The sequence below is a fragment of the Gimesia chilikensis genome, from assembly GCF_007744075.1.
Lineage (GTDB): Bacteria > Planctomycetota > Planctomycetia > Planctomycetales > Planctomycetaceae > Gimesia > Gimesia chilikensis_A.
The window spans coordinates 1,972,975-1,988,430 of record NZ_CP036266.1 but is presented as its reverse complement, the minus strand read 5'-3'; the positions used below and the strand labels follow the sequence as shown (position 1 = coordinate 1,988,430).

The 15,456-nt window shown below is 48.0% G+C and carries 16 protein-coding genes; 9 read left to right on the top strand and 7 right to left on the bottom strand.

The features are described 5' to 3' along the window. Window positions 1-555 precede the first annotated feature (555 nt). The 6 genes from HG66A1_RS07575 to HG66A1_RS07550 all read left to right on the top strand — a co-directional run bounded on the left by HG66A1_RS07575 (window position 556) and on the right by HG66A1_RS07550 (window position 4,844). Window positions 556-1,269, top strand: coding sequence for a PRC-barrel domain-containing protein (locus tag HG66A1_RS07575; RefSeq protein ID WP_197993877.1), 714 nt, complete (start codon window positions 556-558; stop codon window positions 1,267-1,269). A 113-nt stretch (window positions 1,270-1,382) separates the two neighbouring features. Next, window positions 1,383-1,574, top strand: a complete 192-nt coding sequence (locus tag HG66A1_RS07570; protein ID WP_145181638.1) for a hypothetical protein — start codon at window positions 1,383-1,385, stop codon at window positions 1,572-1,574. Window positions 1,575-1,650: 76 nt separating this feature from the next. Further along, window positions 1,651-1,854 (top strand): CsbD family protein, encoded by a 204-nt coding sequence (locus HG66A1_RS07565; protein WP_197997028.1) that lies wholly within the window; start codon window positions 1,651-1,653, stop codon window positions 1,852-1,854. 185 nt (window positions 1,855-2,039) lie between these two features. Further along, window positions 2,040-2,951 (top strand): PRC-barrel domain-containing protein, encoded by a 912-nt coding sequence (locus tag HG66A1_RS07560; RefSeq protein WP_197997027.1) that lies wholly within the window; start codon window positions 2,040-2,042, stop codon window positions 2,949-2,951. 202 nt (window positions 2,952-3,153) lie between these two features. After that, window positions 3,154-4,515: a DUF2254 domain-containing protein gene (locus HG66A1_RS07555; protein ID WP_145181633.1), complete on the top strand. Its 1,362-nt coding sequence runs from the start codon at window positions 3,154-3,156 to the stop codon at window positions 4,513-4,515. Between the two features lie 53 nt (window positions 4,516-4,568). Beyond that, on the top strand, window positions 4,569-4,844 hold the full coding sequence (locus tag HG66A1_RS07550; RefSeq protein WP_145181632.1) for a GlsB/YeaQ/YmgE family stress response membrane protein: 276 nt from the start codon (window positions 4,569-4,571) through the stop codon (window positions 4,842-4,844). Window positions 4,845-4,860: 16 nt separating this feature from the next. Here HG66A1_RS07550 and HG66A1_RS07545 read toward each other — a convergent pair whose 3' ends face one another. Further along, a complete protein-coding gene (locus HG66A1_RS07545) occupies window positions 4,861-5,448 on the bottom strand; it encodes an ANTAR domain-containing response regulator (RefSeq protein WP_232106854.1) in 588 nt (195 codons plus the stop codon). Window positions 5,449-5,779: 331 nt separating this feature from the next. Here HG66A1_RS07545 and HG66A1_RS07540 point away from each other — a divergent pair, with 331 nt between their 5' ends. Continuing rightward, complete coding sequence (locus tag HG66A1_RS07540; protein ID WP_145181630.1) at window positions 5,780-7,339, top strand: alkaline phosphatase family protein; 1,560 nt, start codon at window positions 5,780-5,782, stop codon at window positions 7,337-7,339. A gap of 54 nt (window positions 7,340-7,393) precedes the next feature. Here HG66A1_RS07540 and HG66A1_RS07535 read toward each other — a convergent pair whose 3' ends face one another. The 5 genes from HG66A1_RS07535 to HG66A1_RS07515 all read right to left on the bottom strand — a co-directional run bounded on the left by HG66A1_RS07535 (window position 7,394) and on the right by HG66A1_RS07515 (window position 9,659). Continuing rightward, window positions 7,394-7,609: a hypothetical protein gene (locus HG66A1_RS07535; RefSeq protein ID WP_145181628.1), complete on the bottom strand. Its 216-nt coding sequence runs from the start codon at window positions 7,607-7,609 to the stop codon at window positions 7,394-7,396. 40 nt (window positions 7,610-7,649) lie between these two features. Then, the gene (locus HG66A1_RS07530) at window positions 7,650-8,105 is read right to left on the bottom strand and encodes a phage holin family protein (protein WP_145181626.1); all 456 of its coding nucleotides are present in this window, start codon (window positions 8,103-8,105) and stop codon (window positions 7,650-7,652) included. A gap of 213 nt (window positions 8,106-8,318) precedes the next feature. Continuing rightward, window positions 8,319-8,801, bottom strand: coding sequence for a hypothetical protein (locus tag HG66A1_RS07525; protein WP_145181623.1), 483 nt, complete (start codon window positions 8,799-8,801; stop codon window positions 8,319-8,321). Window positions 8,802-8,852: 51 nt separating this feature from the next. After that, the gene (locus HG66A1_RS07520; protein ID WP_145181621.1) at window positions 8,853-9,155 is read right to left on the bottom strand and encodes a hypothetical protein; all 303 of its coding nucleotides are present in this window, start codon (window positions 9,153-9,155) and stop codon (window positions 8,853-8,855) included. Window positions 9,156-9,209: 54 nt separating this feature from the next. Next, entirely contained in the window at window positions 9,210-9,659 is a 450-nt protein-coding gene (locus HG66A1_RS07515) for a DUF883 family protein (RefSeq protein WP_197997025.1), read from the bottom strand. A gap of 759 nt (window positions 9,660-10,418) precedes the next feature. Here HG66A1_RS07515 and HG66A1_RS07510 point away from each other — a divergent pair. Beyond that, on the top strand, window positions 10,419-11,051 hold the full coding sequence (locus tag HG66A1_RS07510) for a sigma-70 family RNA polymerase sigma factor (RefSeq protein ID WP_145181617.1): 633 nt from the start codon (window positions 10,419-10,421) through the stop codon (window positions 11,049-11,051). 54 nt (window positions 11,052-11,105) lie between these two features. Beyond that, window positions 11,106-14,042, top strand: coding sequence for a serine/threonine-protein kinase (locus HG66A1_RS07505; protein ID WP_145181615.1), 2,937 nt, complete (start codon window positions 11,106-11,108; stop codon window positions 14,040-14,042). Window positions 14,043-14,049: 7 nt separating this feature from the next. On the opposite strand, the gene HG66A1_RS07500 is transcribed toward HG66A1_RS07505, so the two are convergent. Then, window positions 14,050-15,273, bottom strand: coding sequence for a serine/threonine protein kinase (locus tag HG66A1_RS07500; protein WP_145181613.1), 1,224 nt, complete (start codon window positions 15,271-15,273; stop codon window positions 14,050-14,052). Between the last annotated feature and the right edge of the window lie 183 nt (window positions 15,274-15,456).

Here is a 15,456-nt window from a genome sequence, read left to right as displayed (position 1 = left end):
AGGGAATCAGTTTCAGCTGAAATTTAAAACCATTATAGCACTCTTTTGTCCGAATCAAATAGTTGAGCTCGTACTTGAGTAGTACGAAGTCCCTTTCAGTCCCGTCCTGAAGCGTGAGGTGAGCCTGAACAAGACAATCCAAATTGAGGTCTGTCTAATACTAAACTTTAGTGGATTGACTCACGACGCAGTCTTGTTAGACTGGGGATAGAGAAGATTTGTCCAAAAGACACATCATAAGCAGGCCTATGACAGCCCTGCAGCGCATAACATTACTGCGCTGCAGGGCTTTTTTTATCGCTCGACCGGGTCCATCTCAAATCTGGCTGTTCTTCAAGCAGTCCGGTTTGCCAGCAGTCGATAGAACAGAATTTAAATAGTTTAGCGCAGGCAAACGGAACACAGCAGGAATTATTTTTAAATCCTGATATCTCTAAAAAACAGCGAGAATCCTTTATGGAATCTAAACAAACTCAAGTGCCACCCAATGATTTGACCAGATTTGGCACGCCATCTGCTTTCCGATTACAGGTAGAGTCAGGAAAGGAGACACAAATGTTTCGCAGTACCAATGAACTTAATGGATATCACGTGCTGGCCACAGACGGCGAGTGCGGTACCGTTAAAGACTTTCTTTTTGATGATGAGTCTAATATCGTCCGTTATCTTGTAATCGACACGGGGAACTGGCTGCCGGGGCGAAAAGTACTGGTTTCCCCAGTAGCCATTGATCAGCCAAATCTTGATACACGTGAATTACCGACAGTCTTATCCAGGGAAAATATCGAAACTTCTCCGGCGTTGGAGGACGACCTTCCTGTGTCCCGGCAGAAGGAAGTAGCACTCTCGTCTCACTTTAACTGGCCTATGTATTGGGGGCATTCCGACTCCGGTCTGGATCATCACTCAACTCAAACACAGGTTGTGGAGTTGGACGGAAACCCTCACCTACGTAGCGTAAAAGAGGTTATTGGTTATCACATTCAGTGTATGGAAGGAACGTTAGGCCATATAGATGATCTGATTGTAGATACCGAAAGCTGGACCATGCGATATCTGGTGATCGATACTCAAAACTGGTTACCTGGCAAAAAAGTAATTATCGCATTCGACTGGATCACACATTTTACGTGGGAAGATAAAAAAGCTCATGTCGATCTGACTGAAGAACAGGTAAGAGATGCGCCGGTTTATGATCCGCGACTACCTGTCAACCGCGCTTATGAAGTTCAGCTTTATGACTTTTATGGAAGACCCACTTACTGGTGATTCTAACTGCGTCTGAATGCTTGTAAGCAACTTTTGCTTAACCCCTGTGTGCTCGAGCGGCTACCACTGCGCGCATAGAAACTGAGGCATCTACTTTTAGAAGGATGAATCTCATGAAAAGTTCAATTTTAAAATTCGGATTAAGTACATTGGCTCTAATGTTGATGTCTTTCTCAACTTTCACCCTCACGGGGTGTGAACAAAAAGAAAAAGTTCTGGATGTGGAAACCCCATCCGGCGAGCTCGAAATCGAGCGAGATAAGAGTGATGGCTCGGTTGGAGTCGAGCTCAATAAAAAAGAATAGGATGAATACTCGTTCTTAATCGGCGAAGTATGTATTTCGCCAGACATTTCAAAACCAGAAATTGGAGGATAGTTTGATGAATAGCGACATTATTCAAGGAAAATGGAAACAGATCAAAGGTCAGGCCAAACAGAAATGGGCAGAACTGACTGATGATGAACTCGACCAGATTGATGGAAAACGAGATGAACTGGTCGGCAAGATCCAGGAGCACTACGGCATCGCGAAAGATGAAGCCGAAGAGCAGGTAAACCAATTTGAATCGTCATGTCACTGCTGATGCATGGCGGGCCATATCAAGAACAGCAGTGATCCTGTCGGGGTACACTTTCCACATGGCTGATGTTTAAAACTAAGCCTGGAAAGCTGTTCTCCGACAGTAGGGCCATTTTATCTGAATTTGTTTCAGAGATTTCGAGTACGCCGAGATCAGCTCTGTACCAGGTTAGTCCAGGGAGAAATATCATGAAGCCCGTCACAGTGATCACTGGAGCGATCGCCATTAGTATCGGATCAGTTTTATTGACCGGAAGTGGCCACGCACAGAACAAACCCAATATTCCGAAAGAGGACCATTCGGACAGTCTAGATAAAATCAGTAGACCACTTACGAAAGACTGCACATTCCTCAGGGCAGGATCGGCCTTGACCCAAGGGATTACGAATTTAAACCAACAGGATGTGGGAGAGATCAATGATTTCGTTCTTGATTCAAATAACGGCAAAATCCGTTACGCTGCGGTAACCTATGGTGGTTTTCCAGGGCTCGGAAATAAAATGTTTGCTGTCCCCTTCGAGGCTATAACTGTTTTGCCAAACAACAATCACGAACATGACCATCGATTTCTACTGAAAGTGGATCAGGAACAACTTGACGGAGCAACAGGATTTGAGCAAGATCACTGGCCAGATTTTGCAGATCAGGAATTCCTTAATAAACTCGATCGTCGCTACAACGTCCGCCGTGACCAGGATGTCCCACCATCAAATGCAGTCATCCGGGCCAATCAGCTTTTAAACTTAAAAGTTCTTAATATAGAAGACCATCAAATTGGTAAAGTTGAAGAGATCATTCTAGATACGGCGCATCGCAAAGCACGTTATATCATTGTCTCTTTAGATCATCATACCACCAATGGAAACAAGCTTTTTGCAGTTCCTTTTCAGGCATTCCAGGTTAAGTTCGACTTGAAAAATCGCAATCAGCAAAACCTGGTGTTGAAGATGTCTAATCATCAGATCACGAAGATCCAGGGATTTGATCGCGATCACTGGCCGGATTTTACAGATCCTGTTTACCGGAAATCACTCATCGAACAGTTCCTGTTTGTTAAAAAGCAAAAAGACCAAGGTGTGAAAGTGGGCATTGATAGCTGAATCAAGTCCACAACTGAACCAGTTAATCTGGTTTAGAATCTGACGCTGCAGCCGTCTATTTGTCGACTGCAGCGTTTTTTTACTGTCACAACTCCAAACCAGAACCTTAGAATACTATTTATTGAAATTGACGCTAAACCGATCTGCCAATAAATGAAAATAGACACGGCAGGCTAATCCTTCTGAGGAGTTCTTCCAACTTATGAGAGCACGTCTGGCAAATTTATGGGATTCCTTTCGCAGCAGTTTCTGGTTTGTCCCTTCAATTATGTCATTATTCGCAATTGCACTTGCAATGGGGACATGTCAGCTGGATGAGATGATTGCCAGCTCTAACAGAGAACTGAGTTGGTTTTCTACCACAGCAGAAGCAGCTCGGTCTACTCTTTCCTCAGTGGCAGGTGCCACCATTGCACTGGCCGGCGTCGTCTTTTCAATCACGGTTCTGACCCTGTCGATTGCTTCCTCACAGTTCGGTTCAAGACTTGTGCGTAACGTCATGAGCGACAGCATTGCAGACCTTGTTATCGGTCAGTATGTGGGAACCAGCCTGTACTGCATGCTTGTGCTTCAGACCGTTCGCGAAGGTAAAAATGGTACGGATGTATTCACTCCACAGCTGGGTACGGCCGTTGGATTAATTCTGGGATTAATCTGTATGGGGATGTTAATCCTGTTTATCCACCATGTTGCGACAGCCATTCAGGCTCCCACAATCGTCACTGCGGTAGCACGCGACCTGGATCTCGCCGTAGATCGACTATTTCCGGAACGGATCGGTGAACGTCCCGATGAAGAAGAAGCTAAACTCAGTATTGAGGACCTTCGTGCAGAGTTAAGCGATAACAACATTACAGTCGCATCTCAAGCGGAAGGTTATATCGAGGGAATTGATGGCGAAAGCCTGGTTTCCCTGGCATGTGAAGCTGAAGGCGTCGTTGAGCTTCTATGCAAACCGGGGGACTTCGTGACTCGGGAAAAGCTGCTGGCCCGGATCTGGTTGCCACGGGATACAGAAAAGACGGAGGACATGACTACATCTTACACCAATTCGGTGAATCGCGTCATTATTGTCGGCCCTCGACGAACTCCGCGTCAGGATGTGGGATATGCCGCTCGTGAACTGGTTGAGATTGCACTGCGAGCCCTGTCACCAGGCATTAACGATCCTTTTACAGCGATGAGCTGTGTCGACAGACTCGGAGGGGCATTGGGACGTCTGGTTGAACGGTCAGTACCGGTGCGGATTCGTCGCGACGATGATTCAGTCGCGAGGGTTCTGATCACAGAGGCAGATGATTTTCCCGAAGTATTGATTCAGTCATTTGGACAGATTCGTGAATATGGTGCCAGTAGCACTGCCGTCTCTCTGACCATACTGAAAGCACTGACTGAAATCACCAATCATGCCAGTCGCCCTGACGATATTCATGCCATCCGTGGTGAAGCTGAAGCGCTCCAGACGGCGTACGTCGACCAGCATATTGTAAAACAAGATCTTGAAACTTTCCGTTCAAAGTATCGGCAGTTATCGGAAATCCTGGATCAGGACAAGCAGTCATGAAACTTGAAGATGCCAGCGCACTTTGACTTAAGCACTTAAAAGGAAACAAAACTATGGGAATCTTTGAACTGCTCATATTGCTGATTGTCGCTGCCATTTGTGGAGGTATAGGACAATCTCTGGCAGGTTACTCTCGCGGGGGGTGCCTGACATCGATCGCACTCGGTTTCATTGGCGCCTTACTGGGGAGTTGGATGTCGAAGGGGCTGGGATTACCGGAAATACTGACGGTTCAATTTGGCGATCAACCGTTTCCGATTCTATGGTCAATTATCGGGGCCTCGCTTTTTGTAGCCGTGCTCAGCCTGATCTCATTTCGAGGCAAATGAGGATCAGGAAAACAACTTACTTAAGATCGATGGCATCTTCTGCGTGGATGACAGCCTGCGCCATTTCAATCAAGCGAATTCGTTTGCGCGATGCCATTTTCTGCAACCGTTTGAAGGCTTCTCCTTCATCCAGACCTGCAGATTTCATCAGAATTCCCTTAGCTTGTTCGATAGTTTTCCGATCTACCAGAGCCGTACGTAAATCATGATTTTCTTTACGGAGTTCCGCAAATTCCTGAGCGCGGCGGTGAACCAGCAGAATGGCTGGTGCCAGATCAACAGTCCGAATTGGTTCCACCAGCCAGGCCATGATATGATCCAGAGCTGCAGTCTCCACCAGTTCCAGATCACTTTTGGGAGTTACGATGATTCCGGGTACCGGAGTTTCTGAGCCGATGAGTGTCAATGCCCGGATCCCATCAAGGTCCGGCATCTTGACCCCGCTTATCACCAGATCGGGTCGGTGAGACTCACTACATTTTACCAGCGCCTCGCCTGTTTCAACAGTATCGACCACTTTATGACCGAGAGTTAAAACCGCGTTATTGATAATTGACAGAGTTTTTTGATTACTATGTGCAATGAGAATCTGAAGAGATTCCATGATCATTACTGTGAATCCTGCTTTTATGGCCCGCTAAACAGTAAGTTCATTCAGACTATGATTGGAACTAGAGCATATTAGAGCAAAACATCTAATTAGAAGCCATACCCGACGAAGTAAATTTAAAATTTGCCGCTGAGACAGCCTGAAATCTAACCTGATATTACTCACAATTCTGTTCATTTTTAATGAAACGGCATTTCAGTTGCACTTAATTTATTCTGACTTCGATTACTCTTGACGGAACGAAATACTAGTCTCAACCTGTAGAAGAGAATGATATACTGCAGTCAGAGGCTCCAGCTGAAATGGATGGAAAGACAGTCCAGAAATGAAAAAAAAAGTTCTACTTATCGTCATCGATGCCCTGGCAACACGTGTTGTCCAACCCGCACTGGAACAGGGCTGGCTTCCGAATCTGTCCAAGTTGATAGATCAGGGAGTATTTCGCTCGGAATGTACTTCCATTTTCCCCTCGATCACGCCCGCTGCAACCTGCACGATAGCCACAGGAGCATACCCGTTTGAACACGGAATTTCCGGCGCCTACTGGTATGACCGGACCAAGGATGAAGTTGCCTTTTTTGGATCCGACCTGACAGCCATCATGAATGAGGGGATGGGAGAGTATCTCAACGATTTTCAGATCAAACTGAATATGGAACGCCTCCTGGTCCCCACGATTTTTGAGCTGATAGAACAGCATGGCTCATTGTCTGATGCAGTCATCAATTATATGTGGTATCGGGGTACTGTTACACACGAAACCACAACACCACTATTGCTAAAACTGGCACCAGGCGTGGAACTGGCCGAGAGTATGCAGGGTCCCCATACAATGTTTTTGGGTGATTTTGTCTCGACTCCCCTCTATGGTTCCCTGCCCTCAGCTCGCGGTGGACTCTCCTATCGATTTGGATTTCACGACGATACCACGGCTGACTACCTGCTCGCTCTGAGTCAGCAGAAGTGTTTCTCGGATTTCACTCTGGCCTATTTCCCCAATAATGATTTTGTCAGTCATGAGAAAGGTCCGACTTACGCAGTCGACATTCTCCAGGCTATTGATGAAACTCTGGGCTCCCTGATCGAATCTGAGGGCGGAATCACGCGTTTTCTGGAAGAATTTGCCATCCTGATCACAGGTGATCATTCGCAAAGCGATCTGGATGCTGACTCTGGAGTTGACCTGAATGAAGTTCTTCAGGAGTTCCAACTTGTAACTGCGGGTAAACCCTGGAGTAACTCTGAAGAATTAATGGTCTGCCCTAACATGCGATCTGCCCAGATCTATTTGCAGTCCGGAATCTGGGAGCATCGACGTGATGTGATTCAATGTCTACTGAAGTGCCCGGATATCGATCAAGTCATCTGGTGTGATGATGACCATGGACTTAACGGAAGTAAACAGCCAGGTTTCCACGTCGTTACCAGTGACCGGGGGCAACTGGTATTCAAGCCGGCTGTAAAGAAGAAACGAGATGGGGTGGACTGCTATGGGACCCCCTGGCTCTGGGAAGGAAACCTGGAAGCAGTTGATGCCCAAGTTGATTCGGACGGTTTGATCACATTTGAGACTTACCCAAATGCCTTTGAGCGAATCGCAACCTGCTTTTCACAGCAGACGGGAAACATATGGATTACTGCCCGCCTCGGGAAGGAGTTTTGTCTGCCAGATCTGAAATGTAACCCCTCTGGTTCACACGGATCCTTACACTACCTGGACTCGACGGCTCCGTTGATAGCCGCCGGTTTACCCACTGACTTTGAATTACCGGAGCACCTGCGGTTAACTGATATTACTCCCATCTGTCTACAAATACTGGGAGTCGAGTCATTTAGAAAGCCGGGGGCAAGTGCGATCTTAGAACCATACCCCCGGCAAGATTGAATTTGTTGAACGAGCCCCTGATTAGAATAGTTTCCTCAGAGCGAAGAGTCATTCTTACCAGGGCTTAAGCTTCCAGCCCAGAATAAACCCTACTCCGAAGCACCATAGAGCTGCAGTGCCGGGTTTCTGGCGAGCGTAAGCCGAAACGTATTCAATGAAATCGTCGGAGGGATTTAATGGCTCACCTTGCCTGGGTAACTCGTCGGTTACCGGAGAACGATTCTGATTATAGTCTGAAGTATTTTGAGTTTTGGTGGCATTCATATTCATAATGTCTATCCTTAACTAAAGCGTAATACAGACTTCTGCATCACCTGGTTGACGTCTGATGATAACACTGCTTCTCAGAAAGAATTTTCTTTATCCACTGCGTATTACTGCGTAGCTCGTCTCGAGTTCGTTTGAAATGTCCCAGACTGTGGACCAGCCCCTTTCGGGCCAGGTAGAACAGTAATCCAGCCCCTGCCAGCGACAATAGAGCCATGGTCAGACAACTCCCCGCCAGACTGAGACTGGTGACCTCACTAAGCCACCAGGACATGCCAAACAACATCACGGGAAAGGCGCCAACGATCAAGCCTAAACCCAGGCAGAGCAGGATTAGAGGGTAGATAGATTTGCGCAGGGCATCGCGGGAATCAATGGTCAAAAGCTCAATCTGGAGTTCACTAAGTGAAATCAAATCTGCTATCAAATCGCCGAATCCACCTCTTATATCTGGCGACTGATTTTTCATGCTGTTACGAATCATCGCTTCACCAGCCATCCCAGGAGAAATCCTGTAGCAATACCTACATTGAGTGCAATTGCTGGATGTTTGGAAATCTGTCGACGAATAGCTGAATCTGCACCAATTAAGGCAGAATCATTATCATCTGGCTTACCGGATCTCCGGGTAGTTGATGTAACATCTCTCAATAGATGTTTTGATAATCTGGAATCATACAACTGATATTTTAACATTTGTAACGCCCTCAATTTAATCTCCATCGCCCATAATTCTGCTGAAATGCTCACCTGCCCCGTTAGAACTGGTTTCGGAGCCGGCAAAGGAACTTGCTGGCTCTTGTGATGCAATACCATTGGCAAAATGGTGCATTAACTGTGCGGTAGCTGCTTTCACAAGCAATCGGGTTACAAACGAGGCAACGGTCTGTAGCCCTCCTCTGGAAGCATGTTTCCGAGGCTGATTCTCGACAACCAGCCGGTTCTTACGGGCCAGTTTTTCGATCGTTTCAGCATCGGGGCTCTGAATCTCTAGTCTTTTAGGCACAAGCAGATATCCAATTAACGCTGCACCTCCCAGACTTATCCAGGGATAGTTCCTGATGTAATACTGCCAGTCAGAAAGGGTCGCAGCACTTTGCTTGATTTGATGCACATCGCCATCAAGCTCGTTACGCAACCGCTTCATGGAGTGGCTGATCTCTTCTGCACTGCGACCTGGCCCCCCGTGATTCATCACTCCCCCCCTCAGTTAAAGCTTACAGTCTGTGACTAGTAGTTTTGCGTCTCAGGATCTGAAATGACTTTTAAACGAACTGGGAAAGATCTCAGACAAGGAATCTTTAACTTGATTTCCAACCCGTTCAGCGATACCAGGTTCATGATAGAGATATCTGGTTGATTCCCTGAAGAGAGCGCCCAGTAACAGACCTGCTCCAAGACCTGCGCCTAAACCAATAAAAACTGATTTTACGGGCTGTTCTTCAACATACTGGCACATACCGGAAGCAGACTCCTGCTCAACTTTGTCGGTTACAGACTTCGCTCGCTGCTGCGAGCGTATCTCAAGATCATCGTATTGATGAATCATCCTTACCTCCTGATGTCAATTGGATGGTTTAACTACTGCATAGGACCGTGTTTCTTAACGGCGCCAGACCAGACTCACAATAACTCCTGCGATCAGGCCAGTCCCAAAAGCAACCGCAACTGATTCCACTGGATTCTTTCGCAGCGTCTGTTCCGCCTGCTGGTACCCTTTGTGCATGGATTCATTTAAGTGCTCATATTGTGCGCGAGCCGCTTCGGAGGCATGCTGAAACTGTTCTTTAGTTTTATTGACCGTGTTCTCAAAGTTTTCCCCCAGCTTTTCGGTAGCACGGGCAGCTGACTTGGACATATCGTCGACGATACAATCCAGCTCCTGTCGGATTTCAGTAGAAGCCTGTCCGGTTTTCTGTTGGATTTTTCCCACCAACTGATCAGTCTCTCCTTCAACTCCATCCAGATCGTGAGGGCTCAGTTGATTCCAGTGTTTTTCAATCCGACCTCTCAATTCATTCCAATGACCGCGTATTTCTTCTCGAGTAACCATATCTCGCTCCTTAGAATTGTAATCAAATTCTGCTGAATTGTTTTCTTGAAACAATATCCTGAATTCAAAGTGTCGCAAGTGGTGTGCCATAGTCCGAAAAGTAATGAATACGTCCATAGGGTCTCATCTCTATTTACAGGTATGGACTGAATTTGCAGCGGTCTTCTACCAGATAGCGTGTCTCCCTCTTACAGGAGAATGCAAAACAAGTCTTCACCGAATCCATGGAGAATTGGTCGCCTGCGAGCCAGACTGTCTCTCAATCGATCACCCCCCGTAAGGCATCTCCAGTCAATCAGTTGCTTTGATCCGGTTTGAAATCCGTTATGTTTGATCTGGAACGACTTTCGAAAACAGTAGCTAAACACTGACGTTCATTCCGATATGCAGTTTCAGGTTCAGGCCAATACAGGTCCCTAATTACTCAGACCATAAAATGGCTGGTGGAATCCAAGTTCAGAAACCAATGGAGTCATCCTGAACCTTTCTGCTGGACCGCTTTGTTTTCAAGCAGGAATCTCGGGGCGTCGGTTCCGGGGCCCGAGTTGAATTTCTGGCAATGTTCTAAATGTCATCCGTCAAACAGCTTGAATCATGCGTAAGAGATACGGATCGCCTCTCGTCTGCGCATTGCCCCAGGGGCCTGTGGAATTGTGATAATCCCTCTCTTCGAACCTGAGACGCGACTTGTTGTTTCGGGAAGCATTCGACTAGAATCAGGCCTGAGATTAAACAGTAACTATTCGGGAGGACAGATTTTTGTTGGAAGAGCAGGAAGACCCCCAGGAATTTCTGGAACGGCTGAAAGAAAATCCGGAGGGTGTTTTAGCGGACGAATATGACCGCTACCGCGATCGGTTATGGCGAATTGTCAATTTTCGTCTCGATCATCGTCTGCTCGGACGTGTTGATGCGGATGATATTCTGCAGGAAGCCTACCTGGATGCGGCCACCCGGATTGAACATTATCTTAACGATCCGGCTACTACGTTTTTCATCTGGCTGCGGACCATCGTCGGTCAGACATTGATCGACGTACATCGTCGGCATCTTGGTGCACAAAAGCGTGATGCCCGCCGCGAGGTGAAACAAAAACGAAGGGTCTTTTCGGCTTCGACCTCGTTTCAGATCGCTGATGTTCTCCTGGGAGATTTAACTTCCCCCAGTCAGGCGGCCCTTAAAGAAGAGCTGGCCCGACAGTTACATGAAGCCCTTGAAAGCATGAACGAAATCGACCGGGAAATTCTGGTTCTGAGACATTTTGAAGAACTCTCCAACCTGGAGGCTTCCGAGGTACTCGAAATCGAACCCAAAACAGCCAGCATGAGATATTTCAGAGCATTAACCAGATTGCGCTCCATTCTGGTACAAATTCCCGGTATTATTGAATGATCAGACTATCTTTGTCTGCCTCATCGTAGATGGTAATCGACAGGACATTGGGCAATGCTATCCCCCGAATCAGATCGCTCGCTTAAGAACCTGACGCCTCCCGGACCAGTAGACCTGGAACAGCTGGCGGAAGAGTTTATTTCGCGAATCCGCCTGGGTGAGCACCCTTCCGTAGAGGAATACCGTCAGCGATACCCCGAGCTCTCTGCTGAAATTGAAGAGTTCTTTCCCGCAATCGCAGCATTGGAAGGGGGTAAATATGCAGAGCCCGCTCCCAGCAAAGTCTCGTTAGGCGCTTCGGTTCCTGAGCAACTGGGTGATTTTCAAATTGTCCGGGAAATCGGTCGTGGAGGTATGGGCGTTGTCTATGAGGCCATCCAGCAATCATTGAATCGACGGGTTGCCTTAAAATTACTCCCGCGACATCTACTGCTGGATGAAAAACAACTTAAACGCTTTCAACGTGAAGCCGAACTGACTGCTTCTCTGCACCATACCAACATTGTTCCCGTCTATGGTGTCGGTGAGAATGGCGGCTTTCATTATTACGTCATGCAGCTGATCGAAGGTATCGGACTGGATGAACTGACTCAGAAAATAGTCGCCACCGCTGCCAGCACAGGTCTCAAAACGAACAAGTCTCCTGGTGCGACGATCTCGCTTAGTGGCGAGGAAACAGTCATCTGTTCTTCCAGTGACGGCGGTTCAACCGACTTCCCCCTTAAAACGGAAAACAAAGTCGCTGACCTGGAATTCGAACAATATGTTGACTCTCCCTACAAAATCGCTGCTCTGGGAATTCAGGCTGCAAACGCACTGCAATATGCACATGACCGTGGAATCCTGCACCGGGATATTAAGCCCGGCAATCTGCTTCTGGACCATGACGGCCTGCTTTGTATCACAGACTTCGGTCTGGCGCGGGTCGCAGAACAGAATGACCTGAGTAAATCCACAGACATCGCCGGCACGCTGGGCTATATGGCCCCCGAAATGTTTCGCGGAGAGACCTGCCGCCAGAGTGACATTTACGGTCTGGGCATCACTCTATATGAACTGCTGACCCGGCGATTCGCGATTGAGCGCACCAGCCGCCATGAGATGATCGAAAAGATCACGCAAGGCTCAATTACTTCCCTGCGCCGCATCGATCCAACTATCCCCCGCGATCTGGAAACGATTATCCTCAAAGCCATCTCTCCCGATACAAAACACCGTTATCAGAAAGCGAGTGAGCTGGCAGAGGATCTTAATCTCTTCCTGGAAAACCGGCCCATACGTGCCAGACGAGTCCATCTGCTGGAACACCTATGGCGCTGGAGCTGCCGGAATCCAGCTATCGCCAGTCTCTCGGGAATCGCATTCAGTTTACTGCTCCTGCTGGGCGTGACGCTGGCCATTGGATTTGAACGGGAACGTCGCGAGAGGAAAAAGGCAGAAGCTTCAGCACAACTGGCTACGGCCACTCTCGACCGTGTCTTCGACCGCTTTGTACCGAGTCGGATTCATTCCTCGGAAACGACCAGTACTCCAGCTGATTACTCTGAACCGGTGCTCTCGCGTGAATCCGCAGATCTTCTCGCGGGCATGATTCCCTTTTATGAGGAGCTGGCAAAGTCGACTGGATCGCAACAGGAATTTCGACTCAAAGCAGCCAACGCGCAACATAAAGTCGGCGATATCCATCGGCGGCTGGGAGATTTCCAGGCTGCTCTGGCTGCCTATCAGAGATCACTGGAACTATACCAGCAGGATTTTAGTGAAGCTAAAACGTTGACGATCGCGACTCTGTATAACGAAATTGGTCGAATTCACAGCCATCTGGACGAGCTTCCCGAATCCAAAACGTCTCACGAAACTGCTCGCAAATTACTGGAAACAGCGATCGCACAAAACCAGGATCAATCAGACCTGCGTTTTGAACTGGCACGTACGTACTTTTTAAATGCCCGCCAATCCCGTCCCGAGGCAATCCAAAGCGGTAACTATCGGAGTCCCAAACGACGTCTCAAGCCTGATCAGAACCCCAACGCGGCTCAATTGCAGCAGGCCATCGACATTCTGGAACAGTTGATTGCCTCAGACCAGACCAGACCCGAATATCGTTATCTGCTGGCACTCTGTCTCCAGGAACAGATTCCGGACCAGATTCCACAATCAGAATCGGACAGTCTCAAGCAGGCACGCGTATACAGCATTCTGGAAAATCTGGTTAAAGAGCACCCCAACATCTCCGACTATCGGCATGCCCTGGTGAAATCCTATGAACGTGTTGAACTTCGCAATGCCCGTGCAAGCGATATCACCGAGACAGTGATTTCACGTTTAAAGAACGCCATACAACATGCGACTCACCTGGTCACTGATTCTCCGACCATTCCCGAGTACAAAATCTCGCTGATTCATTCGCACAATAAACTGGCACATGCGATGGATATTCTCACGAGAAATCATTCACCGGAAATTGATACTCGTCAGTCTCATGATACGGCAGAGCTGTCTCTGCGAACGGCACTGCGATTACAAAAAGAACTGGCGGAACAGTTTCCTGAATCAGCAGAGCACAATCAGTGGCTGGCTAAATTTGAACTCGAACTGGCGATGATCGTCGGTAAGAAAGGAAACACCGAGGAAGCAATCACTCTCTATAAGCATGCGCTCCAGATTCTGGAACCGGCCTGGAAAAAACAGTCTGGTCCTCCCAAACAGCTGGCTGGGATCATCGACGCCACTGAGGAACTGGCTCTGCTCTACCACCGGACCGGCTCTGATGTCGACAGCTGGCTGATGTGGAATAAGTTTGATGAATATGAGAAAGAATTCGAACAGCAATTTCCCGAATTGAATCTGGATAATTTTCGAGAGAGTCATCCTGAGCCTAATCGTGGCGGCCCTGGACCAGGCAGGCCCGGTCACGGCCCCCCTCATGAACGTCGCCCTCCTCGGCCAGGTGGCCCCGGTCAAAACAATGGCCGACGTCCGCCTCGTTAGAACTTTGCTAACCTGACGAATTCTTTGACTTACCCCAGAAGCGGGACCATTTCCCCCACACAGCGGACCGTCGACTCAAGCGACGCCGCACGCTTTTCCCATTGAGAAAACGTACCAGATCAATACTTAACTCGTCTGCTGACTGATACCGCTGGCCTACAGGGGAGATACAGTTCAAGATGATGTTTTCAAAATCCGTCGGAATATCTTTTACCAGTTCACTGGGTCTTGCAGGTTCCGAATGCATGATGAGTTCAATCAACTCACTGCTGCTTCGGGCAGTAAAAGCCGGGATACCTGTCACTAATTCATAAAGAGTCATTCCCAGAGAATACAAATCACTCTGCTCGCTGACTACGCCATTTAAGCGATCAGGAGACTGATTGCGTAAGGTCAGAGTCTGCTGTTGTTTCAATGCCCCTTCTGCAAACTGAGGGAGGGCGAACCCGGTCAACCAACAGTCCCAGTCCGCATTCACCAGAACATTCTCCGGGCGAAAATCATTGTGCAATACCCCATGATTGTGAGCGTAGCGTAATGCATTAGATAACTGAAGTGCGATCAACGCCGACATCCGCCAGCGATCACGCTCTAATGCATGTGTCACAGCCTGTATCTGTTTTATGTTTTGCTGTGATTCATCTCGGTCCCCCGTTAATGACAACGCAGAACCAGAGAGACAGGCGATTACCTGATTGAGACCAACTCCCTGTACCTGCTGCAGTACAGCGTACGAATACCCCTGGTCTTCTCCAGTACTGTAGATGGTTATAATGTTTTTGTGCTGCAAGCGAAATGTAAGATGGGCTTCCCGTTTGAACCGGTCCCGCCAGCGTGGCGTCAATTCCGATTTCCAGGGCATCAACTTCACAGCCACCGGTCGTCGTTGTGCTCCCTGCACTGCCTCGAAAAACAGGGCGGTGCGACTGCGACTCATTTCGCGAATCAACTGACAATTTCCCAGCTGCCTCAGCTTCAGACAATCAGCAGACTGCTGTTTGAGACAGTCGATTTCCTGATTCCCCTTCCACTCTTCCATCGCAATCAGAACAGGAAAACTCTCTCGGATTTCTGTAGCATATTCCGGATAGCTATCGGCATAGTCATCAATGGAGGGATTCAGCCAGCGACGATATTCATCCACAAATTGAGTCGCCAGTTCCTCAAGCGTACAGTATCCCGAATCAGTCCCAGCAGTGCCGATTCTTTGCGTTAATAGCTCAGTATTCATGATGAACCTTCACGAGCGTCCGGAGTCGCTTTTTAGTCTCGATTCAAATCGGCCCATGATACGGGTATTCAAAGAATGAGACTGTGGGGCACAGATTCAGCCATAGCTAAGACATTGAAATGGCTTATCTGCTTTCTGGCAGGTCACTTATGACATACAAGTGAGGGAGGAAACAAGATCATA

What these genes read in the sequence shown, in the direction of transcription:
- HG66A1_RS07575 (WP_197993877.1), top strand. Translation starts at nt 556, where the DNA reads ATGTTTCGCAGTACCAATGAACTTAATGGATATCACGTGCTGGCCACA.
- HG66A1_RS07570 (WP_145181638.1), top strand. Translation starts at nt 1,383, where the DNA reads ATGAAAAGTTCAATTTTAAAATTCGGATTAAGTACATTGGCTCTAATG.
- HG66A1_RS07565 (WP_197997028.1), top strand. Translation starts at nt 1,651, where the DNA reads ATGAATAGCGACATTATTCAAGGAAAATGGAAACAGATCAAAGGTCAG.
- HG66A1_RS07560 (WP_197997027.1), top strand. Translation starts at nt 2,040, where the DNA reads ATGAAGCCCGTCACAGTGATCACTGGAGCGATCGCCATTAGTATCGGA.
- HG66A1_RS07555 (WP_145181633.1), top strand. Translation starts at nt 3,154, where the DNA reads ATGAGAGCACGTCTGGCAAATTTATGGGATTCCTTTCGCAGCAGTTTC.
- HG66A1_RS07550 (WP_145181632.1), top strand. Translation starts at nt 4,569, where the DNA reads ATGGGAATCTTTGAACTGCTCATATTGCTGATTGTCGCTGCCATTTGT.
- HG66A1_RS07545 (WP_232106854.1), bottom strand. Translation starts at nt 5,448, where the DNA reads ATGGAATCTCTTCAGATTCTCATTGCACATAGTAATCAAAAAACTCTG.
- HG66A1_RS07540 (WP_145181630.1), top strand. Translation starts at nt 5,780, where the DNA reads ATGAAAAAAAAAGTTCTACTTATCGTCATCGATGCCCTGGCAACACGT.
- HG66A1_RS07535 (WP_145181628.1), bottom strand. Translation starts at nt 7,609, where the DNA reads ATGAATATGAATGCCACCAAAACTCAAAATACTTCAGACTATAATCAG.
- HG66A1_RS07530 (WP_145181626.1), bottom strand. Translation starts at nt 8,105, where the DNA reads ATGGCTGGTGAAGCGATGATTCGTAACAGCATGAAAAATCAGTCGCCA.
- HG66A1_RS07525 (WP_145181623.1), bottom strand. Translation starts at nt 8,801, where the DNA reads ATGAATCACGGGGGGCCAGGTCGCAGTGCAGAAGAGATCAGCCACTCC.
- HG66A1_RS07520 (WP_145181621.1), bottom strand. Translation starts at nt 9,155, where the DNA reads ATGATTCATCAATACGATGATCTTGAGATACGCTCGCAGCAGCGAGCG.
- HG66A1_RS07515 (WP_197997025.1), bottom strand. Translation starts at nt 9,659, where the DNA reads ATGGTTACTCGAGAAGAAATACGCGGTCATTGGAATGAATTGAGAGGT.
- HG66A1_RS07505 (WP_145181615.1), top strand. Translation starts at nt 11,106, where the DNA reads ATGCTATCCCCCGAATCAGATCGCTCGCTTAAGAACCTGACGCCTCCC.
- HG66A1_RS07500 (WP_145181613.1), bottom strand. Translation starts at nt 15,273, where the DNA reads ATGAATACTGAGCTATTAACGCAAAGAATCGGCACTGCTGGGACTGAT.